Here is a 24,108-nt window from a genome sequence, read left to right as displayed (position 1 = left end):
CTCGTCGTATACCTGGCGTTTATGTAAGGCTACGAGATTGCTTCGTCGCGATGCTCCTCGCAATGACATGTTCCTTTACCCCTCATACAACTCCAGCGGCAAGCCGTCCGGGTCGGTAAAGAATGTAAAACGTTTGCCGGTAAATTCATCTGTGCGGATAGGTTCGGTAACCACATCATATTCGTTCAGGTGAAAGATGGCTTCTTCGATATTGTTAACCTCAAAAGCTAAATGGCGCAGGCCCAGGGCTTCGGGTTGAGACGGGCGCGCAGGCGGCGGGCCGGGAAACGAAAAAAGCTCGATCTGGTACAGTCCGTTGACTTCCAGATCAAGCTTATATGATTTTCTTTCCTCGCGATAAACTTCGCGAACTATTTTAAATTCAAGCACTTCTGTATAAAACGTTTTAGAGCGCTCGTAATCCGAACAGATGATAGCGATATGGTGTATCCTGTTCAGCTTCAGCATTATTCGTCGCCTAAAATTACATGCAGCACATTGTCATGTACCATTTTTATATCGGTGATGTTACCAAACAGTTCATCATCAATAACCGTATTACCTATACCATTAACCGTACCCAAGAAGCTAAACTCAACCTCACTGGTGGCCATCATCTCAATGAAACGTTCCTGGTCATCTGGTGCGATGCTCACCACTACCCTGCCCTGTGCTTCGCCGAACAGAAAGGCATCTTTACGGATGCTGCTGTCACTTTCGATATCAAATCCTAAACCATTTGGCATGGCCGATTCAACCAATGCAATGTATAAACCACCATCGGCCACATCATGTGCAGACTGTACCACTTTATGCTTAATTAATTGTTTAATCACCTGGTGCATCGCGTACTCCTCATCAATATTGAAATAAGGTGCAGGTGCTTTTAATATTTTATGGTATGATGCAAGGTATTGCGATGATGCGATGTCGTTTTGTGATGCGCCTACCAAATAAATTAAGTCGCCCGGTTGCTTAAAGTCAAGGGTCATCAGGTTACTGGTATCGTCCATAACACCCAACATACCAATGGTTGGCGTAGGGAAAACCGAACCACCATCTGCCGACTGATTGTAAAAACTCACGTTACCGCCGGTAACCGGGGTCTCGAATTTTGTACACGCTTCGCCCATGCCTTTAATAGCACCTACAAACTGCCAGTAAACTTCGGGCTTATATGGGTTACCAAAGTTAAGGCAATTGGTTATGGCAACAGGCTCGCCGCCTGCGCAGGTAATGTTTCGCGCAGCTTCGGCAACTGCAATGGCCGTACCTTTTTGCGGATCGGCATATACGTAGCGCGAGTTGCAATCGCAGGTTAAAACAATGGCTTTATCAGTCTCCTTAACCGCAACAACAGCCGCGTCGCTCGGGCGGTTGGTGGTCATGGTGGCGGTGCCAATCATAGAATCGTATTGGTCGGTAACCCAACGTTTTGAGGCCAGGTTAGCATGGCCTATCAGGTGCTCGGCCACGTCAACTAAGTTGGCAGGCTCGGCCACATCTTCTATTTTAAATTTTTGGTTTTCGGCAAAATAAGCAGGCTCGCGATACTCGCGCTCATAGATCGGTGCGCCGCCACCCAGTACCAAATCATCAGCCGGGACATCGGCCACTTTAATGCCATTCATAAAATACTCCAGGCGCTGGGTATCGGTAACTTCGCCAATAATAGCGCAGTTAAGGTCCCATTTATCAAATACCGCTTCAACCAAAGCTTCTTTACCTTTTTCAACCACGATCAGCATGCGTTCCTGTGATTCAGAAAGCAGGATCTCGTATGGCTTCATGTTCTCCTGGCGCATGGGCACGCGGTCAAGGTGGATGATCATACCATGCTCGCCTTTGGCGCTCATTTCCGAGTTGGAGCAGATAATACCTGCTGCACCCATATCCTGCATACCAATAACGGCACCGGTTTTAATTACCTCAAGGGTAGCCTCCAATAATAATTTTTCCTGGAAAGGATCGCCTACCTGTACGGCGGGCAAATCGTTAACCGAATCTTTGGTGATATCCTTAGATGCGAAAGCCGCACCATGGATACCATCCTTACCCGTAGCAGACCCAACAATGTAAACCGGGTTGCCCACACCGTATGATGTAGCCGAAACGGTTTCGCCGGCCTTAACAATACCTGCCGAAAAGGCATTAACCAACGGGTTAACGTTATAGCACTCGTCAAAGAAAAGCTCGCCGCCAACAGTTGGGATTCCAAAGGCATTACCGTAATGGCTAATACCCTTCACCACGCCTTTTACCAGCCATTTGGTTTTATCCAGGCTAAGGTCGCCAAAGCGCAGCGAGTTCATTTGCGCGATAGGCCTTGCACCCATCGTAAATATATCGCGGTTTATACCGCCCACACCTGTTGCAGCGCCCTGGTAAGGCTCCAGCGCCGACGGGTGGTTGTGTGATTCTATTTTAAAGGCACAGCCAATGCCGTCGCCAAGATCAACCAGCCCGGCGTTTTCTTCACCAGCCTTAGCCAGCATCCGCGGACTATCCTTTGGCAGGGTTTTAAGCCAGGTAATTGAGTTTTTGTAGGAACAGTGCTCGCTCCACATTACCGCGAATATAGAAAGCTCGGTAAAGTTGGGCACGCGGCCCATTATCTCTTTTATACGTTCAAATTCTTCGGGTAAAAGTCCCAGATCGCGGGCGGTTTCAACGGTGGTTAATTCCTGGTTCTCCAATGTAATTTTGTTTTTGCTGAAAAGATGCGCAAAATTAGCAAAAAAGGCGTAAAGGCGAAAGGAAAAAGCTTTGAAGAGCAGATAAAGAACAAAGGACAAAAAGACAAAAGATTAATTAGTTAACACAAAAAATGGCAACAGACTAATCCGTTGCCATAACACATCTACCACAAATCACTAATCGTTATCCCATTGTTGTTCGTTATTGTTCGCTCAGTTGAAAATTTAGCGGAATAACATACCTCACACGCACCGCCTGGCCGTTCTGCATACCGGGTTTCCAGGGTTTGGCCAATTTTAGTACGCGCAATGCCTCTTCGTCCATACCATAGCCGGCGCCCTTATCAACCACCAGGTTTGATAACCGCCCATCCTTTTCAATAACAAAGCTAACTGTTACCCTGCCGCTTTTGCCTGCACCCTGGGCTTCGGCCGGGAACCTTAAATTACGGTTAAGAAACTTTGACCACGCTGCGGCTCCTCCAACAGGCTCGGGCATAAACTCAAGCCCGCCGGTGTTGTATATAATTTTATCATCAACCGGGGCTGTGCCTGTGCCTCCTGTTGATACCGGGGCCGGATCTACAGGCTGAGATAAGGTACCTTTTCCTTCAGTGGTTTTAGATGCTATGTCTACCCCAATCAAGTCATCAATTTTCGGCGGATCGGTAGTTACCGGTTCGCTGGTTACCGTCATTGGTATAAATTGCCTGGTGGGTGCGGCAGGCAATGGTTTGGTAGGTGGCGTAGCTTTTATAGGTTCTGCGGGTTTTGCCGGCTTAATAAGCACAGGTGGCTGGGTTAAGTCAATCACATGTTCATCTTCCTTAATAATCATACCCGGAGTTTTTCCAACAACATATGTATACATTACAGCGGCGGCCACAATGGTCGTAAATGCTATTAGCATAGCTTTTACCATATTTGAACCATAATGCTGCCTCAAATCAAATGCACCATAAGCCTTGTTGCGGTTAGCGAATACAAGCTCGATCCAATCGGGATTGTATAAATTAAGTTTTGTGTTTAGCATAGCGTTTGAAATTTTATTTTACTAATTAACGCATTTGCCAAACAATATGTTGCATAAATTTGAATTTTTGCGAAATAATGAATTGAATATACCAATAAATACAATTTTTATATTGTAAATAACAGTTTATTACAAATTATATTTGGTTATAAAAACTGTTTTTCTGACGGCTATTTACCAGTTTTGAGTAGAAATCTTCTTAACCGGTTCGGTTTTATTAGCTAAGGGCTGCTTATCTATAAACTGTTTTAATTTTGCTGCTGTGTTAATGCAAAAACTGCCAATCTGGTCCAGGTAGCTATCGGCATCTTTTTTACCATATTTAGCAGCAATTCTTTCTAAAGGCACTTCTATACCGGGGATGGGAACCATATTGCCAAAACGGTCGCGCTGGTAGGGTGTAAATATAAAATTGCTGATGCGGTAGCGGTAACGCTGATCTTTAGTTTGAATATTAATGATATAGCTAATTTGCCCACCCTCTTTCCTCACCAGCGATGAGCCGTTATATACGATCATTTTACCTGAGGTGTTCAGTGTATTTTCGGCCTGGCCTTTGGCGGGCTTTACCGAGGGGTTAAACGTACCTGCAAAATCCCAGGCACGTTTATATAAGGTATCGGCTGATAAGCCGGGTTTATCGGCAACGCGGTAATAAATATAGTTGTCGCCCTCATCAAAAGCTAACGAATCTTTTTGCGCCGATGCCATTTGCACGTACAATAAACAAAACAGGCCGAAAATTATCTTTTTCATCATATATATTATAAAGATAAGCCATCCGCAGGTTATACGGATGGCTTAAAAAAAATCGTCAGGTTGTAAATTTAGAATGCGTAAACCGCCGCAATTAAAAATTGCGATGCGGTTTTTGTTGGGGTAAGGTTGCCCTTTACAAACTGCTCGGTGCTTGCACCATCTATCCTGAACTCCGGTATGATGGTTAACGGTCCGGCTTTTATGTTTGATGTAAGCGTAAATGCTTTTACATCCGGCCCCCCATTTTTTAATTTAAAATACTCGCCCCTTAAACCAAATGATACAGATTTAGATGCAGCAACCTGCGGATATACAGCTACACCACTAAAACCGTTGCCACCATGCGCTGTGCTGTAGTCGGCTGCGTTTAAGCCTAACTTAAACATATCAGTTATCTGGTAAGCGGTTGTAAAATCAAACTCGGTACCCGATACAGGGCCGGTTATCACGTTCAGGTAAGCTGTCCAGCCTTTTACAGGGCTGATGAATAACTGCGCGCCAAAATTTGATACGTCAACATTCGAGATATAAGAGTTCCACGAATCGTTGAATACACCTGCCATTAAGCTTACTCTATCGGTAAAAGCATATGTAGCCTTAAAGCCGGCGTTTTGGAACGGGCCGTTAGTGAACAGGTACGAGGTAGAATAGTTGAAGTTGCCTACCGGGGATATTACTTCGTATCCAATAAACGTAGCCATAAAGCCACCCGTTAAATTAAATTTATCGGTAACATCGTACGATACATACAAGTTCTGGATATTAAAGGTTTCGCCAGCCGAGCCTGGTACAATAGATTGGTATGAACCGCGGGGGCCAAAGCTAAGCTCACCTACAAAAGCCGCTTTACCAACCTTCTTCTTCAAAGCAAGGTCTATCATGCCTATAGAAACAGAGTTTTGCTCGTTGCCAAAGCTGGTTTGGATGTTTGACGAACCAGGAGCTATCGGGCCGCCTGCTGGTGCTTTAAAGCCTGAGAAATCGTACTTGAAGTAAGTATCAACCGAACCCGATATAGTTAACGGCGGATCTGTTTTAGTAGAATCCTGTGCACTGGCCGCAAATGCTGAAGCGATAAAGAAAGATAAAAGTAAAAGTCTTTTTTTCATGTTAAGGAATTTAATTTTTAATTGTTAAAGTTATTTAGCTGATTATTTGATTTATTTATTCTTAAAAATGAAATTATTGACATAATGCTTATATAATTAGCGTTAATATCATATAATTTTGACGGTTTATTTAAAAAATATGTTAATAAATTAATAAATCTTAAATAATTGGAGCAATTATAAATTCATTTACTAATTATTTACTAAATACATAATTAAAAATCATAAAAACAAACATTATTTACAATAGAATAATAAATTACGTAACAAATTTTCAACATAATTAGATTTATACCCAAAAAATCATAAATAAAACCATCACACAATGTAATTTCTAACTTTTAATAAGAAAATTTGGTAAATTTTTAAATAAATACCACCCTTTATCAATAAAAAAATATTGATAACGTAACTATGCTAAAAAAGTATGCGTTTTATAATAATTTTTAAGCCGATTTGATTTGGATGCGAATTATTTAAAGGAATTTTTACTTATTATCATTAGCTCAAACTTAAATTGAGCAAATACACATAGTATTTTAAATGATTTTATAAATTTGGGCGAAACCAATTATTATCATCATGCCTAATATCCGTTTTCAGGCCCTTAGCGCCGTGCTAAACCGCGAAACCCCCGAAATCAAACTCCCATCATCCAAAATATCCGACTACTTTGGTGTAAATGTGTTTGATAAGAAAAAAATGAAGGAGTTTCTTTCTAAGGATGCTTACAGTGTTATTATCGATTCTATAGATAATGGCGTGCCTATCCCCCGTGATATGGCCGAGCAGGTGGCTTCATCTATGCGGTCGTGGGCAATGGGTAAAGGCGCTACGCACTACACACATTGGTTTCAGCCCTTAACAGGTACCACTGCCGAAAAACACGATGCCTTTTTTGAGCCAACCAGCGATGGCGGCGCAATTGAGCGTTTTAGCGGGGATGCCCTGGCACAACAGGAGCCCGACGCCTCAAGTTTCCCCAGCGGTGGTATCCGCAATACTTTTGAGGCCCGCGGCTATACCGCCTGGGACCCATCGTCGCCGGCATTTATAATAGGCCGTACGCTGTGCATACCTACCGTGTTTGTATCGTACACCGGCGAGGCGCTCGATTATAAAGTACCATTACTAAAAGCGCTAAGCGTTTTAGATAAAGCCGCGGTAGATGTTTGCCATTATTTTGATAAGAGCATAGAAAAGGTAAACGCTTCCTTAGGTATCGAGCAGGAGTATTTTTTGGTGGATATAGCCCTGTTTAATGCCCGCCCCGACTTGTTCCTTACCGGCCGCACGCTGTTTGGCCATATGTCGGCCAAAAACCAGCAACTGGAAGATCACTATTTTGGGTCGATACCGAGCCGGGCTTACGCCTTTATGCAGGAAATGGAAACCGAAGCTTTGCAATTAGGAATCCCGCTAAAAACACGCCATAACGAAGTTGCGCCATCGCAGTTTGAGTGCGCACCTGTTTACGAGGAAATAAACCTGGCCATTGACCATAACCAACTATTGATGGATATAATGGATAGGGTTGCCAAGCGCCATCATTTTAAAGTATTGCTGCACGAGAAACCCTACGCCGGCATAAATGGCTCGGGTAAGCACAATAATTGGTCGCTTATAACCAATACTGGCAAAAACCTTTTATCGCCGGGCAAAACACCTAAGAATAACCTGATGTTCCTTACCTTTTTTGTGAACACCATTAAAGCGGTATATGAACACGCCGATTTGCTAAGGGCATCTATAGCATCAGTAAATAACGATCATCGTTTGGGTGCCAACGAAGCCCCTCCTGCAATTATATCTATCTTTTTGGGCAGCCAGCTCAGCGAACTTTTAGACGAGATAGATACATCGCGCCTGAGCAAAAAAATAAAGGAGGAAAACTCGCTTTGGCAGGGTATCCCTAAAATACCGCAGATACTTAGGGATAACACCGACCGTAACCGCACATCGCCATTCGCGTTTACCGGCAACAAGTTTGAGTTGCGCGCGGTGGGCTCGTCAGCCAATTCGGCCAGCCCAATGACGGTGTTGAACCTGATCATGGCCGACCAGCTTAGAAAATTTAAAACGGACGTTGATAAGCTGATCAAAAAAGGCGAGAAAAAAGATGTGGCCTTAATGACCATCATCAAACGTTACATCAAAGAATCGAGAAACATCCGCTTTGAAGGCAACGGCTACAGCGAAGAATGGGAAAAAGAAGCCGAAAGCCGGGGCCTGGCCAATATTAAAACCACGCCTAAGGCCCTTGATGCCTTTATATCTGAGAAAACAGCCGAACTTTTTGCCGAAACAGGCGTATTTACTAAACGTGAAGCACACGCCCGCCACGAAATATTGCTGGACAGCTATTACAAAAAATTGCAAATTGAAGCCCGCGTTATTGGCGAACTGGTAATGAACATTATTATTCCGGCCGCTATCGAGTATCAATCCAAACTGATTGAGAACGTAAAGGGTTTAAAAGACCTTGGCCTTGATAAAAGCACTTACGCGGCACAGCTTGATATTATAAATCAAATAGCCGAGCATGTAAACTTTATTAAGGATAACGTACAGGAAATGATAAACGAACGCAAAAAGGCGAACGTAATTGAGGATGTGCGCGACCGCGCCATTGATTATGATGAGAAGGTGAAAAGCTATTTCCAGCCTATTCGTTACCGGGTTGACAAACTGGAGCAACTGGTTGACGACTCGCTTTGGCCGCTGCCTAAATTCAGGGAGTTGTTATTTATAAAATAAACCTATTAATGAGCCAGGTGGGAAAGCCTACCTGGTTCATTTTCACTTTATTCTTTATCGCGATCTTTCTCAACTGGCACATCCTTTTCCTCATCGGGTAGTTCCTCAATTTCCTCGTGGCTTTCAATCTCTTTTATGTATTGCACCTTAAGGTGATCGTATAACGAGTGCTTATCTATAATGATGGATACCAAACTGGCTACCATGCCGGCTAATATCAGGTGAAATATTACGCTGTGCCTGTCTGTCATTTCCAATACCAATATTACCGATGTAAATGGCGACCGGGTAACTCCTGTTAAGAAGCCAACCATACCCGCCAGTATCAATAAATTTGAATTGGCATCCGACAAGCGGAACCAGCCCGAAACTAACGAACCCACACTGGCACCTGCTGCAAGCGCCGGCGCAAAAATACCGCCGGACGAGCCTGTTGTAAATGATAACAACGGCCCCGTAATACGCAATATTGGTGTGTACCAAGCCGAATATTTGGCCGATGTAAATAAGGTGGTCTGCATCAACTCTTTACCTGAACCTAACACACCCGTATCAATAAAAACGGCAATGCCTGCCATAATAATGGCGCAACCGGCAACATACAAAACGTGGTTGTAAGTAAATTTAAATTTCGCTTTCCAGGCAAAAATGGCCAATATCAGTTTCGACATCGAGCTGCCCAGTAACCCGGAAATAACCGCCACAAGCAGTACGCCCAAAAAAACATATGGGGACAGGCTATCAATTTTTGGATAGCCAAGGTATAAGTATGGACCCAATAACGCTTGCGCGGATAAGCCCGCGATGATGACGGATGAAAATATCGCGGTTTTAAAATAACTAAAGTGTGTTTTAGTAAGCTCTTCAATAGCAAATACAATACCCCCCAAGGGTGTATTAAATGCAGCGGCAAGTCCTGCAGCAGCACCTGTAACCAACATATTACGCTTGGATATTTTTGGCCACCATTTAGGCAGCACCTGGTAAACCATTTTAAATATAGATGCTGCTATTTGAATGGTTGGCCCCTCGCGGCCTATAGCCCCGCCGCCCAGCGCCATAACCAGGCTGGATGCTACCTTTACCAGTATTATTCTTAAACTTAAAAATTTATTAACTTTTTCGCCATTACGTGGGCCCGAGATTTGTATCGCGGCCATTACCTGTGGGATGCCGCTGCCTTTTGCATATGGCGCCATCTGTTTTACCAATAACCATGCGGTTAAGAAACAAAGCGGCATCAGGATAAACAGTAACCAGCTGTGGTTACCTATTAAATAACCGGTTAAATTTTCGGCAGCTACAAATAATTTGGTGTATAATACGGCTATTAAACCCGTTATTACCGACGCTATCCAAAATGGAATGGCTGTAAGCGCATTCTTTTTTAAATTTTCGTTTCGGATCCTGTCAAAAGATTTTTTTAGATGCAGCCTTAGCCAAATTATAAATACCATATTATTTTATGATCTGCAAGACATCAGGGAAAATGATGCACAACAGGTTAAGAATTATACAAAGATACAAATCAGTAGTTAAGGGAATATGATTAAGCAGTATATTTGCCCATGACTTCTCCGCAAAGATATGATCAACGGGGCGTATCGGCATCAAAAGATGATGTACATAACGCCATTAAAAACATTGATAAAGGAATCTTCCCAAAGGCTTTCTGTAAAATAGTCCCTGATATTTTAACTGGTGATGCCGCGTATTGTAATATTATGCATGCCGACGGCGCGGGCACAAAATCGTCATTAGCTTATACCTACTGGAAAGAAACCGGCGACATATCTGTTTGGCGCGGCATTGCGCAGGATGCCATTATCATGAACCTGGACGACCTGCTTTGCGTAGGCGCTACAGATAATATCCTGCTATCATCAACCATCGGCCGCAATAAAAACCTGATACCCGGCGAAGTGATAGCCGCTATCATTAACGGTACCGAAGAGATCCTGGCTGAACTGCGTGAAGCAGGGATAGGCATTTACTCAACAGGCGGCGAAACCGCCGATGTAGGCGACCTGGTGCGCACCATTATAGTAGATAGCACTGTTACCTGCCGGATGAAACGGGCCGATGTGATATCAAACGACCGCATTAAACCCGGCGATGTTATTGTTGGGCTGGCATCATACGGGCAAGCTACCTACGAAAAGGAATACAACGGCGGTATGGGCTCTAATGGCCTTACATCGGCCCGCCACGATGTGTTTAATAAAACCATCGCCAGCAAATACAGCGAAAGCTTTGACCCTGCCGTACCACAGGACCTGGTTTTTAGCGGCAGCAAAACCCTTACCGATAAAATTGACATCGGTAATGGTGAAACTATCGCAGCCGGTAAACTGGTATTATCTGCAACGCGTACCTATGCCCCTATTATTAAAACCATATTGGATAGGTACCGCAACCGGGTAAACGGCATGGTGCATTGCAGCGGCGGCGCACAAACCAAGGTGCTGCACTTTATTGATAACCTGCACATCATCAAAAATAACCTGTTCCCTATCCCGCCTTTGTTTAAGCTGATCCAGGAAGAATCTGACACCAGCTGGCAGGAAATGTACAAAGTGTTTAACATGGGGCACCGTATGGAGCTTTATGTGCCGCAGGATATTGCAAACGATATCATAGCCATATCAAAAAGTTTTAAGGTTGATGCGCAGATCATAGGCCGTGTAGAAGCTGCGGATAAAAAGCAGGTTACCATTACCTCACCTTACGGCGAGTTTGTTTATAATTAAAAAACTATAACATTTATAACAAAAGAAGGCCCCGGAAATGCGGGGCCTTCTTTTGTTATGTAAATATCCCGGAAAACCTCACAAAAAAAGCCTCCCGGTTTTCGGGAGGCTTTTTATTATTAAAACGGATAGTTAGTTAAACAAATACCTTACCCCAAACTGGCCTGTCCAAGCAGAACCAAATGGAGAAGTTGTATAGCCAACATTGTTTGTAGGAGCCCTGAATGTATAACCCGCTTTGGTTATATCGGCATTAGAAACATAGTTAACCAAAGTAACTGCCTGGTTTGTAACTAAGTATTGGCGTCCCCAATGCTTATTCAACAGGTTACCAACGTTAAATATGTCAAACGTTAGCTGTATACGATTTTTAGAACCGCTGATTATACCACCAATATCCTGGGTAACCCTAAAATCAAACTGATGTTGAAAAGGAGCGCTTGCACCATTACGTTTAGCGTACTCGCCACGGTGTTTGCTCAAATAAGGGTCGTTTTGGATGAACGAGTTTAATGCCGCCCATTCCTGGTCTGCGGTTTGAGCAGGCGCCGAACCCGAAGCATTTAATGGAAGTAACTTAATATCCGACTGGCTTTTAGGGATGTATAACAAATCGTTGCCTGTACGGCCGTCGCCATTTAAATCGCCATTATACAGGTATGTAAAGGGCTGGCCCGAAAAACCTGCATAAAATAACGACACGCCGGTTGAGAAGTTTTTGTTACGGCCATAGCTTATGCTATACGCTGCAGAACCTACTATCCTATGGCGGGTTTGGTAATTAGATGTGGCTAACGATGGGTTGTTCGGGTCGTTCACAATCTGCACAAATTCCCAGTTAGATAAAGCCGTGCTGCTTGCACCATCGTTAACAGATTGTGCTTTGGTATTGGTATAAGCTACCATTGCCGAAAAGCCATTATCAAATGTTTTTTGCAATTGCGCGGTTAAGTTATAAGTATAACCCTTGTTTGAGTTACTTAATAATATAACGTTAGTAAAGTTGGTGTTATCAACACGCGGGCCATAAACTAACCTTGTATCGGCACCATTAGAATATGCTGGGTTTAAAGTAACCGCGGCACCGCTGCCATTAACGTTAGGTTGTTTTAAGTTAAGATCGCTGTAAACAACGTTATTTAAGGTTTTAGTATAAATACCTTCTAAAGTACCAATAATACCATAAGGCAATTTAAAATCGGCAGCTAAGTTGCTTCTAAAAACCTGCGGTATTTTAAAGTTGTTACTAACCAGGTCAACCTCGGCCCTGTTAGATCCTGTACCAACTGTTCCCTGCTTGGTTGCATCCGGTTCAAACTGAAGATTTGGGTCAACAGTACCCGACGTACCTGTGCTTTTAACATCAATAGTGCTAAATAACATACCGCTTGACCCGTATTGGTTAGATAACCAAACAAAAGGCACACGGCCTGTAAAAATACCTGTACCACCACGCAGCTGAATAGACCTGTCGCCCAAAACATCATAATTAAACCCTATGCGCGGAGAAAACAACGGTTTTGTGCTTGGCGTTCTGTTGGTTGTATAACCTGGGAAAGATTGCTCTATTAAAGGGTTACGCAATGGCTTATCGCCAAATACCGGTACATCAACCCTTATACCTGCTGTGATCTTTAAGCCGGTTGTTGGCTGAAATTCATCCTGTGCATAAAAGCCTAACTGGGCCGCGTTAAATTTAGCAGCAGGAAATGCATCGCCCGGCACGCGCGAAACTGTAGCAGCAACCGATAAAGGAGCTTTATCAGTAAGATAATCATTTAAATTATCGTAGGTCCACCTGCCGTTAGAGTTGTTTATAAATAAATTCCTGAACGAGAAAAACTCATTGTGGGTACCTATGGTGATATTGTGTAAACCTAAGTTTATCTTGAAGTTATCAGTAAATTCAAATATATCCTGATCTAACTGGTTTGCTACCGAGCTTCTTTCAGAACCGAATACCACACTATTTGCAGAAACGTTATCGATCTTGTTAATCTGCACCGATGGGAATAGTGCACCTGCTGTTTCCCTGGCGTCCCTAACGCGGGTATAGCCCAGTATCAGGTTGTTTGAAAAACGCTGGCTAAAGTTACTTCTAAGCTCAATAATACCTACGTGTTGTTTATTAGCAAACTTGTAGGCATTGTTACCAAATGAAAATAAGGTGCCCGAGCGGGTTAAGTTATCATCAAATGCATCTATATAGTTGTAACGTAATGTTAGCTGATGCTTATCGCTTATGTTCCAGTCAATTTTACCAAATACTTTATTGTTTTCTCTTGAAAGGTCCTGGCTGTCGTAAGAACCTACATCATATTTGTACTTCTGTAAAGTATAGTCGGCAATGGCTTTTGCAGTAGCTGTTGATACAGGGGCGCCTGCTTCGCCTGCGTTGTTTGATAAAGGGCTGTGCCTTCTGCCTAATTCCGCGTTTGCAAAAAAGAACAATTTGTTTTTGATGATAGGGCCGCCAATACGGATACCATATTGCAAGTCGCTGTAATTGGCAGACTTTGCGCCTGTTAATACGTTTTTACCTGAAAGGCTGTTGCTTTTATTGTAATAATAAACCGATCCTTCTACCGTATTTGTACCAGAGCGCGTAACAGCGTTAACGCCGGCGCCGGTAAAATTACCCAGGGTTACATCGTAAGGGGCAAGTACTACCTGTATTTCCTGGATCGCATCCAGGGCTATAGGCTGCGTGCTGGCCTGCCCGCCCGGTGTGCCCGATGAAGATAATCCAAATACATCGTTGTTAACAGCACCATCTATTGTGATATTGTTATAGCGATTGCTTGAACCGCCAAATGAGTTACCGCTTGCCTGGGGTGTTAAACGCGTAAAATCCTGCAAAGAACGGCTCGAAGTAGGTAAATTTTCCAGCTGGGTGCGGCCAATATTGGTAGAAGCACCTGTTCTGTGGCTGTTTAATACCTGGTCCCTGCGGCCGGTGATCTTTACTTCGGATAATGAAACACCTGTTTGATTAAGGGTTTGATTTAAAACGTACGATTCGCCCAGTCTTAAGTACACGTCGTTAATTGTAGCGGTTTCAAAACCGATGTACGAGATAACTACCGTGTAAGGCCCGCCTACACGCATGTTGTTTATGGTGAAACGGCCGTCAACGTTTGTTGTGATGGCGTAATTGGTTCCGCTTGGCTGATGTGTTGCCCTTACGGTGGCGCCAATCAAGGTTTCGCCTTTGCCATCCTTGATAAGCCCTGCCATACTGCTTGTAGTTACCTGTGCAAAGGTAACTGCAGCAGTAAACAGGAAAATAATTGAGAGAAGTAAATGTTTTCTCATGTTTGTTTTTTGTTAACTGTTAAGTGAATTAATCATTAAGTAATTTAATGCCGCAAAGATAAGTAATACAAACATTGCCCATATTAAGATAATGTTATAATAATTACATATTTTTCAACACCTAATGCCTTGTTAATGCAAAAATGAAATTTAGATGAATTATTAATATAATATTTACAATATCAGTGTCAAATTTTAAAATAAACATTTTGATTATTAGTTAATTACGTTAAATTTCCGGCCTCCATTCTAAATCACTCCTGGTTTTTCATTTACCCCGCTTTTTAATTAACTTTGCATTCCAAAAATCATAAAAGATACATACTATATGGATTACGATTTAATTGTTATTGGTTCGGGCCCGGGCGGCTATGTTGCTGCTATTCGCGCGTCGCAATTGGGTTTAAAAACCGCCATTGTTGAAAAAGAATCGCTTGGGGGCATTTGCCTTAACTGGGGTTGTATCCCAACAAAGGCTTTGTTAAAAAGCGCCCAGGTTTTTGAATATTTAAACCACGCTGCCGATTACGGTATTAAAGTAGATGGCGGCGAAGTTGATTTTGAAGCCGTTGTAAAACGCAGCCGCGGCGTTGCCGATGGCATGAGCAAAGGCGTTCAGTTTTTGATGAAAAAGAACAAGATCGATGTTATCATTGGTTATGGTTCGCTTAAATCAAAAGGCACCGTATCGGTTAAGATCAGCGATGGTACTACCAAAGATTTTACAGCAAAAAACATCATACTGGCCACGGGCGGCCGCTCGCGCGAGTTGCCAAACCTTAAACAGGATGGCAAAAAGGTAATTGGCTACCGCCAGGCCATGATATTACCTAAACAGCCAAAATCAATGGTTGTGGTAGGTTCTGGTGCTATCGGTATCGAGTTTGCTTACTTCTACAATGCCATAGGTACAAAAGTTACCGTGGTTGAGTTTTTAGATAACATTGTTCCGTTAGAGGACGAGGAAATTTCTAAGGGCCTTTTGCGTATCCTTAAAAAACAAGGCATCAACATCATGACGGGCTCTACCGTTGAGTCTGTTGATACCAACGGCGAAGGCTGCCGCGTTAACGTTAAAACCGCTAACGGTAACCAGGTATTAGAAGCTGATGTAGTTTTATCTGCTATCGGCATCTCAACAAATATCGAAGGCATTGGACTTGAAGAGAACGGCGTTAAAACCGATAAAGGCAAGGTATTGGTTGATGACTTTTACAAAACCAATATTGACGGTGTTTACGCAATTGGCGATATAGTTAAAGGCCAGGCCCTGGCGCACGTTGCATCTGCCGAAGGCATTATTTGTGTTGAAAAAATTGCGGGCCAAAACCCCGAGCCGTTAAACTACAACAACATACCGGGCTGTACCTATTGCTCGCCCGAGGTTGCTTCTGTTGGCTATACCGAAAAAGCGGCTAAGGAAGCCGGTTACGAAGTTAAGGTTGGTAAGTTCCCGTTCTCTGCATCGGGTAAGGCAAGCGCTGCCGGCGCTAAGGACGGTTTTGTAAAACTGATCTTCGATGCTAAGTACGGCGAGTTTTTGGGCGCGCACATGCTGGGCCTTAACGTTACCGAAATGATAGCGGAGGTGGTTACCGCCCGTAAGCTGGAAACTACCGGTCACGAGATCATCAAATCGGTACACCCTCACCCTACCATGAGCGAGGCTGTGATGGAAGCTGCCGCTGATGCATATGGCGAAGTGATCCACTTATAATATTACTAAAATTCAATAAAGGCCGCCTGTTAACTTAACCGACGGCCTTTTTTATGCGTGATAATTATTTCGAATACTCCCCATCCAAAAACTCATACCTGCTTCTAAGCAGGGTGCTTTCTTTTTCTAATGCGGTTTTTACATCTATATTCATAAAAGTAACCGCGCCGCCTTTTACATTGGCATTCCATTTTGGCAACACGCCGCCGTTAGGGTTTCCCGTTTTTATAAAGTTGGCAAAATAGCTTTCCATGGTTGCTGATACCTTGTAATCGGCGGGTGTCCACGTATAAGTAGTGTTGGTTGCCAGGTTACCCATAGCATATTCAATTTCTGAGGCGTGCGCGGCGCCAGCGTATGGCGCTGGTACTTTCTTTGATTCGGGTTTAGCTGCGCCATCGCCCTTGATGATACCGCCTGCAAGGCCCGCTTTGGCATCGCCCATTTTGGCGGTCATCGGTGGCCTCGGTTTCGAGAACAGGTACCGGTATACGGGCCTGCCGCTTGTTAAAGCGTGCGCATCGGCCCATTTCCAGGTACTGTATGCTATAAAGCGGTCGCTAACCAATTCGGTGGCCGATCTGATCACTTCCGTTTGCGTACCCCCTGGGTATAATTTCAAAATTTCCCCGGCTTTTTCGCCATACAGGGCTTTTATTTTTTTTTCATAATTTTCGGATGTTGGCGCGTCGCCGCCTAATAGGGCCTGGTAAGGTATCTCGGCCGAGTTCCATCCGGCTAATAATGGCACTTTAGCCTGTTCGCCCGCTAAAAAGCTTTCAGCCGGTTTCTTTAATAAGAAATAGCCATCAACCGTGGGCGACATAGGCGGTGTGCCCGGCATCGATGCATCATCAAGGAGCTTATCGGCAGGTATAGCCCGCAGATCTGCTAATGTGGTGGCGCCTATCTTCTCGCCAAATTTAACACCGTTCTGCTCCCCCTCAGGTAATGGTATAGCAGGTAATGTTGGTTTTATCATCGCGCCGCTTTCGCCAATGGCGCCGGCTATCAGGTTTTTTGATAACGGCGATACCATTTGCGCCGATACCGCTATAGAACCCGCAGATTCGCCTGCAATAGTTACCCTACCCGGGTCGCCACCAAACGCTGCTATATTTTGCTGCACCCAGCGCAGAGCCGCGGCCTGGTCAAGCAGGCCATAGTTGCCCGATGCGTGGTGTTTCGATTCTTTAGTTAACTCTGGGTGCGACATAAACCCGAAAACACCTAACCTGTAGTTTACTGTAAGCGTAATAATGCCCCTTTTTGCCATACTTTCGCCATCGTAACGCCTTTCAGAACCGTCGCCTGCAACAAAGCCGCCTCCGTAAAAATATACCAGTACGGGTAGCTTTGTTTTTGATGGTTTGGCGGGCACCCATACATTAAGATAAAGGCAATCCTCGCTCATGCCGGGCGTGCGGAAACCCATATCGCCATAAACCCTTTTTTGCATTGCATTATAACCAAAGGCATCGCATTTGCGCACCCCTGTCCAGCTGTTAACGGGTTGCGGTTCTTTCCAGCGCAATTCGCCTATTGGCGGCTGTGCAAATGGTATCCCCTTAAAGCTGTTAACACCCGATTTTTCGGTTACGCTTTCAACTATGCCTGTGGCAATTTTTACCTGTTTGCCTGTTTGTGCAATTACAGCAATGCAGGCAAATTGCAGCAGTAAAAAGAATGTTACTTTTTTCATCGAAAATGTTTTATAATTTGGTTGATGTTTAGCTGATGAATTTAGCGAAAAAATACCCGGCAAAACAAATATTATGTCATAACGACACATTGAATATAAATATCCCTACATTTATACTGCCATGAAACCGGTTATCACCATCGAATACTGCCCAAAATGCAACTGGTTAATGCGTGCGGCTTACATGGCGCAGGAACTTTTAACCACTTTTAGTGATGATATTATGGCGTAACGCTGCAGCCCAGCGAAACATCAGGCAAATACAATATCAGGATTGATGAAGCTGTGATATTTGACAGGAAAGCACAGGGGCGTTTCCCCGAAATAAAGGAGCTGAAGCAATTGGTGCGCGATGTGGCCTGCCCCGGTAAAAGCCTGGGCCATTCAGATAAAAGTACAGCTTAATACTATGTTTGCATATTAATTTGTTTGTGTAACTTTGTATACTATCTTTATAGACCTTATAGATGCTATCTAAAAAAACTAAATACGCGATAAAGGCCCTTGTGGTGATGGGAAAGAACATGGATAAGCCACCCATGCAAATCTCTAAGATCGCCGAGCTGGAAAAGATCCCTAAAAAATTCCTGGAGCAGATCCTGCTCGATCTGCGTAACGCGGGTTTCCTGTATAGTAAAAAAGGCGCGGGCGGTGGCTACAGCCTTAATAAGGACCCTAAGGATATTTACCTGGTGAATATTATGCGCATTACCGATGGCCCTATTGCTATGGTACCCTGTGCCAGCCTAAACTTTTACCATCGCTGCGATGAATGCCACCAGGAGCATACCTGCGGCATACGCGATGTGTTTATTGAAGTACGGGATGCCTCGCTGAAGATATTATCAGAAACCAGCATAGCCGATATCATAGGCCGCGAAACCACGCTGATAAGTCATGAATAGGAAGGGAAATCTAAACCCTAAACCCTAAATTTCGGATATTTAATCACTAACCTTTAATCACTAAACTCTGATCTCTAATCTCTACCTCTAATCCTCATTCAATTTCTCGGATATATTTTTGATCGATTCATCGAGCATGGAGGCTGATTGATATAGAAAAGATTCTATCTGCTCGTATTCTTCCAGGCGGTTCTCACTGTTTTTCAGGATATCTATCATCCCCAAAATATTGGTGAGGTGCTTTCGTATCTCGTGCGAATTGATAAACGCAAGTTCTTCCTTCTTTGCTTCGTATAAAAGCTTTTCGTAATGCCTTTTTTGCTTAACATTACGGTAAAACAGCCCTATAGCAATTATACTTAATGCCGCTATCAGTACAATAAACAACAGCCATAGCCGCTCCTTTTTATAAACCTCTGCTTTTTGGAGATAGGAGTTTTCGGTTTCATCTATCTTTATTTGTGATGATATGTTGCCAACCTGTGTTAAACGGATGTTAATTGCCTGCGATTGCTTAAGCGCAAGCATAAAATTATCGGCCGAGGCCTTATTGTCGTTTTCTTTACCTGCAATCCAGGCGAGTGTTTCGTATAAATGGAATTTAACTTCGGGATGGTTGTTTTCTGTATCGGCAGCAAGCAATTTGTTAATTATATATTTGGCCGAATCTAACTGCCCGTTTTGGTAATAGGCATCAGCCAAACGCTGGTCTTCCAGTTCGCTTGGCGCATAATCCTTGCTCTTTTTTAATGCTTTTATCTGGTTTATGGCATTTGCGTAGTTATGCTGCAGCAGGGTAATGTAATAAGCCGTACGCCGGCGATAGGTAAATATCTTATAGTTTTTATTTGCCTTATCATTTAACTTAATATGATACGCCTTTAATGAATCGAGGTTGTTCATTCTGAAATAATTTTCAGACTTGTTATAAAATATCACACTGGATAAAAGCCGTTTGCTAATTGTATCATTAGACACTAATGACCATGCCCTATCAAGGTAATATAACGATTGCGAGTAAAACCCCGACTTATAAAACAGATCAGAAATATTAATATTTAAGGACACCTCGCGCCGGTTATCTTTAAACTGATCGTGAAGTTTTCGTACCTCGATGGTTGCAAGCCTGTAATTATAAATGGCTCCAATGTAATCGCCCAGGTCTGTTTGAATAAACCCCAGGTGGCTTAGCAACTGAAACATCATGTAGTCCTGGTTATTTTTGCCGGCAAGTTGTACGGCTTTCACCATATAGGTTTCGGCCTGCTTAAGGTTGTGCTGTTTATTAAAAGAGATGCTTTTTATAAAGTTTGAAAAAACCTCCTTATTAGCTAAATTGTATTTTACAAAAAAGGCGTTCAGCGTATCGTGCACCGCCAGTAATTTGCTGTCTTCAGAAAACTGGATGCATTTTTTAACAAAAGGGATTAAGCGCTTTTGGCGCAAAAAAGCATCTTCCTGGGTAAGGATATTAACTAAAGTATCCCGGTTTATTTTTTGCTGGCGCGATGGCACGGGAGAAACTTGCCGCACATCCGCCAATGCAATATTGAAGAATAAAATGGTTAAACTTAAAACGATGGTAAGCTTTTTAAGCATACTATTTTTTCCAATAAATTTACGGTTGCCTTTGATAAAAACAAATATATAATACATCAAACTTTTTTTAATATTATACGTATAACATATAATTAATTTATACATTTGTAAAAAGTTACCACAATACACCTTATTTTGATATGAAAAAAATTATTTACATAGTATTAGCAATCATTGCAGTTGGCACATTTTCTTGCCAAAAAGATAACACAGCGCCAACTAAACAAGGCGATGCATTAAAAAACTCTCTTTCAGTATCTTCAAAGTTGAAGAAAGATACTACTCCTCCGGATTTCCTGAGAACTAAGAAAGATACTACCCCTCCGGATTTTCTGAAGACCAGAAGAGATACTACTCCTCCGGATTTCAAATAAAATATTTAATTCTTATGAATTGGCCCCTGCATATTGCAGGGGCTTTTTTGTTAGCTATCAAATTTCTCCAGCAGTTTTAGCAACGTTTCAAAATCCTTGGGGTATGGCGCATGTACGGTAATATCCTCGCCCGCGGGCAGTTTAAAACTCACCTCATACGCATGTAATGCAAAACGTTTCATAATAGGCAGTTCTTCCTGGTCTTTACCCAAAATATATTTGCGTTTTATTTTAGAAAGAAAAACCGGCTGGCCTTTGTACATCTCATCGCCCGCAATTGAGGCGCGCTGTGTGGCCAGGTGAATGCGGATCTGGTGCATGCGCCCTGTGACGGGCCGGCACTCCACCAGTGTATAATGCTTAAAGTATTTTAACGATTGAAACCATGTTTCGGCACGTTTACCTTCCTGGCGGCTAATGGTTACATTGCCCTTGCCCACATTAAGGATAGGCAGATCTATCAGCAGGCTCTCAAAAACATGCGTGCCATCAATAACCGCATGGTATACTTTTTTCACCTTACGGCGTTCAAACTGCATAGATACGGTGCGGTAAGCTTCGGGGTTTTTAGCAATGATAAGCGCGCCAGATGTTTCTTTATCCAAACGGTGGCAGATCTGCGCGTCATCGGTATATTGCTTTGCAAGGCGCAGCATATTTATTTCGCCGCCCTCGCGTTCGTCAAGCGAGCTGATAAACGGCGGCTTATTCACCACAATTATATCATCGTCTTCAAATAGTATCAGGTCGGCAAACTTTGGAAACTTCATAGCCGGCAAAAATACAGTTAATTAAATTAATTGCTGTATCCACCTTAGTTAAATCCACCGGTTAAGCCTAAAACAAAATTTATCCGCCTCTGTTAAATAGCTAATAATCATCTACCTAAAACAAAAACACCATGAGTACAGAAAACACACAGCCCGAAGAAAAGGGCTTCTTTGAAAAGATAAAAGAAACCATCGAAGAATTTTGGGACGGCACCAAGGAAACAGCCGAGGACATTAAAGAAAAAGCCGAAGACAAATTTGACGACCTGAAGGAAAAAGTAACCGCTAAAAAACCCGCGGTTGCCAAAAAAGCAACGGCAGCTAAAACCACCGTAGCCAACAAAACCGCGGCAGCAAAAAAAGCCGTAGCTAAAAAGGTTACCGCTACTACCGGTAAGGCCAAAAAAGAAGCAGCTGATGTTAAGGCCACAGCTACTGCCAAAGCAAAAGCGATTATCGATAAGGCAAAGGCTACTACTGCAAGCGCCAAAAAAACAGCTACTGATGTAAAGGCAAAAGCCGCTACCAAAGCAAAAGCGGTTACCGATAAGGCCAAAACCCAGGTTGCAGCCGTAAAAAAAGCCGCCGCCCCTAAAGCTGCAGCTGCGAAATCCACAGCTAAAAAAGCAACCACCACGGCTAAAAAGAAAACTGCCGCAACAAAGTAATATCAACAGCTATAAAACAAAAATGCCTCCCGGTTCGGGAGGCATTTTTATTATGCTTCAAATTTGTAACCTACCCCTTTTACGGTAGATACACAATCATCGCCAAGCTTTTCGCGCAGTTTGCGTACGTGCACATCAATGGTACGGTTGGTAACCACTACCGAATCTTCCCAGATGTTTTTCAATATCACCTCGCGGGTATAAACCTTACCGGGTTTTGATGCCAGCAGGTATAGCAGCTCAAATTCTTTTTTGGCCAATACCACCTTAACACCTTTTTTATAAACCAGGTATGCTTCGCGGTCGATAACCAGATCGCCTATTTCCAGTTTGTTGTCTACAACTTCTTCGGGTGGGGTGTTGCGGCGCAGTATGGCGTTTATACGGCTCACCAAAGCGCGGGGCTTAATTGGTTTTGCTATGTAATCGTCGGCGCCAACGTTAAAGCCGGCAATTTCCGAGTATTCTTCGCTGCGTGCTGTAAGGAATACCATAAAGGTATTTTTAAACTCGGGCATGGTGCGCATAATACGGCAGGCTTCAATTCCGTCCATTTTTGGCATCATTATATCTAAAACGATCAGATCGGGCTGGGTGCGTTTAGCTTCGGCTACTGCTTCCTGCCCGTTGCGGGCCGAATATACCTGGTAACCTTCTTTTTTAAGGTTATACTCTATCAGCTCTAAAATATCCGGCTCGTCGTCAACAATTAATATTTTTTGTTTACTTGTGCTCATGTATTAAATTTTGCATAAATGTATAACCTTAATAGAAGCTTACAGTTAAGCTAATATTAACAAATTGTTAAATACCACGGTAAGTTAACCTTTAATTGAGACTATTTAAATGTTTTCTTTAAAAACGCTTCAAGATCGGCGCCGGTAACATTTTTTGCAACAATTACCCCCTGCGGATCGAGAATAAAATTTGAGGGGATGGCCTGTATATGATACAGCCTTTCGGTAGGCCCTTCAAAGGTTTGCAGTTCTGATGCATGTGTCCAGGTTAAGCCATCGGCGTTAACGGCTTTTTTCCAGGCATTTTTATCTACATCAAGCGATACGCCTAAAATGTTAAAGCCCTTATTTTTATAGATGCCGTATTGTTTTACAACATTAGGATTTTCGCGCCTGCAGGGGGCGCACCACGATGCCCAAAAATCCAGTAACAGGTATTTACCCTTATAATCTGATAGTTTTACCTGTTTGCCATCAATAGTTGCCATGGTAAATTCGGGTGCTTTATGGCCAATTGAAACAGGCTTTATGGCTTCCATTTGCCTTACAAAGGTTTGTGCCGAGGGGTTATCTTTAAAATCATCCTTAATATCGTCGGCATAGGCTACTAACTGCTGCTCGTATTTATTCTGATCGAGCGAGGTTGCGGCATAGAACCCTGCAAGCGATTTTTTATTGTCGTTAGCAAACTTCAGCACGGCAGCGCTGTAATCCTCCATATTCTTTTGAAATTGCGGGATATAGATCTTAAGCAGCGAGTCGGATTCCTTACCCAGGGCTGCCGCCTTTGTAGTGTACTCGTCAGATAGTTTACTGCTTTTTTCGCCGTAAATATTGGCTATGCTGTTAAACTCCTTTATTTTTTCAGAAGTTTCTGATCCGCCTACTTCGTAGGCATGGTTTACATCTGCAACATCAGTTTTAAAAGATATGGCATCGCCGTTTTTGGCCACCAGATCGTACACATTACCGGCAATGCGTAGCTTATATAAATTAGCGTAAGGTGTGTTGTGCTTAAACTTAAACCCGTTATCAGACCCTAACGTAGTAGAATCGATAATATTAACCTGTACGCTATCTGCCGCCAGCAGGTACACTTTTTTAAGGCCGCCCGGGTTTTCCAGCTTCCCGGATATGGTGAATGAGTTTGTTTGCTTACACGATGTTATAGAAAGCGCTGCCACAAGGGCGATGCCGGTAAAAAAGCGGTACTTCAT

20 protein-coding genes are annotated in these 24,108 nt (G+C 43.2%); 8 read left to right on the top strand and 12 right to left on the bottom strand.

Annotation, left to right across the window (positions count from 1 at the left end; translation table 11 throughout):
• Positions 1 to 75: 75 nt before the first annotated feature.
• The 5 genes from gloA2 to EWM62_RS00985 all read right to left on the bottom strand — a co-directional run bounded on the left by gloA2 (position 76) and on the right by EWM62_RS00985 (position 5,597).
• Entirely contained in the window at positions 76 to 468 is a 393-nt protein-coding gene (gloA2, locus tag EWM62_RS01005) for an SMU1112c/YaeR family gloxylase I-like metalloprotein (protein WP_129874779.1), read from the bottom strand.
• Complete coding sequence (gene purL / locus EWM62_RS01000) at positions 468 to 2,696, bottom strand: phosphoribosylformylglycinamidine synthase subunit PurL (RefSeq protein ID WP_129874778.1); 2,229 nt, start codon at positions 2,694 to 2,696, stop codon at positions 468 to 470. Before purL ends, gloA2 begins: the two co-directional genes overlap by 1 nt.
• A 202-nt stretch (positions 2,697 to 2,898) precedes the next feature.
• Positions 2,899 to 3,729, bottom strand: a complete 831-nt coding sequence (locus tag EWM62_RS00995) for an energy transducer TonB (RefSeq protein WP_129874777.1) — start codon at positions 3,727 to 3,729, stop codon at positions 2,899 to 2,901.
• A 174-nt stretch (positions 3,730 to 3,903) separates the two neighbouring features.
• Entirely contained in the window at positions 3,904 to 4,488 is a 585-nt protein-coding gene (locus tag EWM62_RS00990) for a DUF4468 domain-containing protein (RefSeq protein WP_129874776.1), read from the bottom strand.
• 68 nt (positions 4,489 to 4,556) lie between these two features.
• Entirely contained in the window at positions 4,557 to 5,597 is a 1,041-nt protein-coding gene (locus EWM62_RS00985) for an outer membrane beta-barrel protein (RefSeq protein WP_129874775.1), read from the bottom strand.
• A 582-nt stretch (positions 5,598 to 6,179) separates the two neighbouring features.
• On the opposite strand from EWM62_RS00985, the gene EWM62_RS00980 reads away from it, so the two are divergent.
• Positions 6,180 to 8,354, top strand: a complete 2,175-nt coding sequence (locus tag EWM62_RS00980) for a glutamine synthetase III family protein (protein WP_129874774.1) — start codon at positions 6,180 to 6,182, stop codon at positions 8,352 to 8,354.
• A gap of 47 nt (positions 8,355 to 8,401) precedes the next feature.
• Here EWM62_RS00980 and EWM62_RS00975 read toward each other — a convergent pair whose 3' ends face one another.
• Complete coding sequence (locus EWM62_RS00975; RefSeq protein WP_129874773.1) at positions 8,402 to 9,811, bottom strand: chloride channel protein; 1,410 nt, start codon at positions 9,809 to 9,811, stop codon at positions 8,402 to 8,404.
• 111 nt (positions 9,812 to 9,922) lie between these two features.
• Between EWM62_RS00975 and EWM62_RS00970 the strand changes: the two genes are divergently transcribed.
• The gene (locus tag EWM62_RS00970; protein WP_129874772.1) at positions 9,923 to 11,104 is read left to right on the top strand and encodes an AIR synthase related protein; all 1,182 of its coding nucleotides are present in this window, start codon (positions 9,923 to 9,925) and stop codon (positions 11,102 to 11,104) included.
• Between the two features lie 132 nt (positions 11,105 to 11,236).
• Here the strand turns inward: EWM62_RS00970 and EWM62_RS00965 are convergent, their stop codons facing one another.
• Positions 11,237 to 14,419, bottom strand: a complete 3,183-nt coding sequence (locus EWM62_RS00965) for a TonB-dependent receptor (protein WP_129874771.1) — start codon at positions 14,417 to 14,419, stop codon at positions 11,237 to 11,239.
• 328 nt (positions 14,420 to 14,747) lie between these two features.
• Here EWM62_RS00965 and lpdA point away from each other — a divergent pair, with 328 nt between their 5' ends.
• Positions 14,748 to 16,136, top strand: coding sequence for a dihydrolipoyl dehydrogenase (lpdA, locus tag EWM62_RS00960; protein ID WP_129874770.1), 1,389 nt, complete (start codon positions 14,748 to 14,750; stop codon positions 16,134 to 16,136).
• Between the two features lie 64 nt (positions 16,137 to 16,200).
• Here the strand turns inward: lpdA and EWM62_RS00955 are convergent, their stop codons facing one another.
• Positions 16,201 to 17,838, bottom strand: coding sequence for a carboxylesterase/lipase family protein (locus tag EWM62_RS00955; protein ID WP_129874769.1), 1,638 nt, complete (start codon positions 17,836 to 17,838; stop codon positions 16,201 to 16,203).
• Between the two features lie 121 nt (positions 17,839 to 17,959).
• On the opposite strand from EWM62_RS00955, the gene EWM62_RS19650 reads away from it, so the two are divergent.
• From EWM62_RS19650 to EWM62_RS00945, 3 genes are all read left to right on the top strand, one after another.
• The gene (locus EWM62_RS19650; RefSeq protein ID WP_262708459.1) at positions 17,960 to 18,070 is read left to right on the top strand and encodes an Rdx family protein; all 111 of its coding nucleotides are present in this window, start codon (positions 17,960 to 17,962) and stop codon (positions 18,068 to 18,070) included.
• A 53-nt stretch (positions 18,071 to 18,123) separates the two neighbouring features.
• Positions 18,124 to 18,243, top strand: a complete 120-nt coding sequence (locus EWM62_RS19645) for an Rdx family protein (RefSeq protein ID WP_262708458.1) — start codon at positions 18,124 to 18,126, stop codon at positions 18,241 to 18,243.
• Between the two features lie 62 nt (positions 18,244 to 18,305).
• Positions 18,306 to 18,743: an RrF2 family transcriptional regulator gene (locus tag EWM62_RS00945; RefSeq protein WP_129874768.1), complete on the top strand. Its 438-nt coding sequence runs from the start codon at positions 18,306 to 18,308 to the stop codon at positions 18,741 to 18,743.
• A gap of 87 nt (positions 18,744 to 18,830) precedes the next feature.
• Here EWM62_RS00945 and EWM62_RS00940 read toward each other — a convergent pair whose 3' ends face one another.
• Complete coding sequence (locus EWM62_RS00940; protein ID WP_129874767.1) at positions 18,831 to 20,342, bottom strand: hypothetical protein; 1,512 nt, start codon at positions 20,340 to 20,342, stop codon at positions 18,831 to 18,833.
• Between the two features lie 140 nt (positions 20,343 to 20,482).
• Here EWM62_RS00940 and EWM62_RS00935 point away from each other — a divergent pair, with 140 nt between their 5' ends.
• Entirely contained in the window at positions 20,483 to 20,716 is a 234-nt protein-coding gene (locus EWM62_RS00935) for a hypothetical protein (protein ID WP_129874766.1), read from the top strand.
• A 50-nt stretch (positions 20,717 to 20,766) separates the two neighbouring features.
• Here EWM62_RS00935 and EWM62_RS00930 read toward each other — a convergent pair whose 3' ends face one another.
• Positions 20,767 to 21,486: an RluA family pseudouridine synthase gene (locus EWM62_RS00930; RefSeq protein ID WP_129874765.1), complete on the bottom strand. Its 720-nt coding sequence runs from the start codon at positions 21,484 to 21,486 to the stop codon at positions 20,767 to 20,769.
• Between the two features lie 131 nt (positions 21,487 to 21,617).
• Between EWM62_RS00930 and EWM62_RS00925 the strand changes: the two genes are divergently transcribed.
• Entirely contained in the window at positions 21,618 to 22,154 is a 537-nt protein-coding gene (locus EWM62_RS00925; protein WP_129874764.1) for a hypothetical protein, read from the top strand.
• Between the two features lie 50 nt (positions 22,155 to 22,204).
• Here EWM62_RS00925 and EWM62_RS00920 read toward each other — a convergent pair whose 3' ends face one another.
• The gene (locus tag EWM62_RS00920; RefSeq protein ID WP_129874763.1) at positions 22,205 to 22,891 is read right to left on the bottom strand and encodes a response regulator transcription factor; all 687 of its coding nucleotides are present in this window, start codon (positions 22,889 to 22,891) and stop codon (positions 22,205 to 22,207) included.
• 101 nt (positions 22,892 to 22,992) lie between these two features.
• The gene (locus EWM62_RS00915; RefSeq protein ID WP_129874762.1) at positions 22,993 to 24,108 is read right to left on the bottom strand and encodes a TlpA disulfide reductase family protein; all 1,116 of its coding nucleotides are present in this window, start codon (positions 24,106 to 24,108) and stop codon (positions 22,993 to 22,995) included.

It is taken from the genome of Mucilaginibacter terrigena (assembly GCF_004168255.1).
In the GTDB taxonomy this organism is placed as follows: Bacteria; Bacteroidota; Bacteroidia; order Sphingobacteriales; family Sphingobacteriaceae; genus Mucilaginibacter; species Mucilaginibacter terrigena.
Note: the sequence above shows the minus strand (reverse complement) of the source record. Positions and strands in the feature narration are given on the sequence as shown.

What these genes read in the sequence shown, in the direction of transcription:
- gloA2 (WP_129874779.1), bottom strand. Translation starts at nt 468, where the DNA reads ATGCTGAAGCTGAACAGGATACACCATATCGCTATCATCTGTTCGGAT.
- EWM62_RS00995 (WP_129874777.1), bottom strand. Translation starts at nt 3,729, where the DNA reads ATGCTAAACACAAAACTTAATTTATACAATCCCGATTGGATCGAGCTT.
- EWM62_RS00990 (WP_129874776.1), bottom strand. Translation starts at nt 4,488, where the DNA reads ATGATGAAAAAGATAATTTTCGGCCTGTTTTGTTTATTGTACGTGCAA.
- EWM62_RS00985 (WP_129874775.1), bottom strand. Translation starts at nt 5,597, where the DNA reads ATGAAAAAAAGACTTTTACTTTTATCTTTCTTTATCGCTTCAGCATTT.
- EWM62_RS00980 (WP_129874774.1), top strand. Translation starts at nt 6,180, where the DNA reads ATGCCTAATATCCGTTTTCAGGCCCTTAGCGCCGTGCTAAACCGCGAA.
- EWM62_RS00975 (WP_129874773.1), bottom strand. Translation starts at nt 9,811, where the DNA reads ATGGTATTTATAATTTGGCTAAGGCTGCATCTAAAAAAATCTTTTGAC.
- EWM62_RS00970 (WP_129874772.1), top strand. Translation starts at nt 9,923, where the DNA reads ATGACTTCTCCGCAAAGATATGATCAACGGGGCGTATCGGCATCAAAA.
- EWM62_RS00965 (WP_129874771.1), bottom strand. Translation starts at nt 14,419, where the DNA reads ATGAGAAAACATTTACTTCTCTCAATTATTTTCCTGTTTACTGCTGCA.
- lpdA (WP_129874770.1), top strand. Translation starts at nt 14,748, where the DNA reads ATGGATTACGATTTAATTGTTATTGGTTCGGGCCCGGGCGGCTATGTT.
- EWM62_RS00955 (WP_129874769.1), bottom strand. Translation starts at nt 17,838, where the DNA reads ATGAAAAAAGTAACATTCTTTTTACTGCTGCAATTTGCCTGCATTGCT.
- EWM62_RS19650 (WP_262708459.1), top strand. Translation starts at nt 17,960, where the DNA reads ATGAAACCGGTTATCACCATCGAATACTGCCCAAAATGCAACTGGTTA.
- EWM62_RS00945 (WP_129874768.1), top strand. Translation starts at nt 18,306, where the DNA reads ATGCTATCTAAAAAAACTAAATACGCGATAAAGGCCCTTGTGGTGATG.
- EWM62_RS00940 (WP_129874767.1), bottom strand. Translation starts at nt 20,342, where the DNA reads ATGCTTAAAAAGCTTACCATCGTTTTAAGTTTAACCATTTTATTCTTC.
- EWM62_RS00935 (WP_129874766.1), top strand. Translation starts at nt 20,483, where the DNA reads ATGAAAAAAATTATTTACATAGTATTAGCAATCATTGCAGTTGGCACA.
- EWM62_RS00930 (WP_129874765.1), bottom strand. Translation starts at nt 21,486, where the DNA reads ATGAAGTTTCCAAAGTTTGCCGACCTGATACTATTTGAAGACGATGAT.
- EWM62_RS00925 (WP_129874764.1), top strand. Translation starts at nt 21,618, where the DNA reads ATGAGTACAGAAAACACACAGCCCGAAGAAAAGGGCTTCTTTGAAAAG.
- EWM62_RS00920 (WP_129874763.1), bottom strand. Translation starts at nt 22,891, where the DNA reads ATGAGCACAAGTAAACAAAAAATATTAATTGTTGACGACGAGCCGGAT.
- EWM62_RS00915 (WP_129874762.1), bottom strand. Translation starts at nt 24,108, where the DNA reads ATGAAGTACCGCTTTTTTACCGGCATCGCCCTTGTGGCAGCGCTTTCT.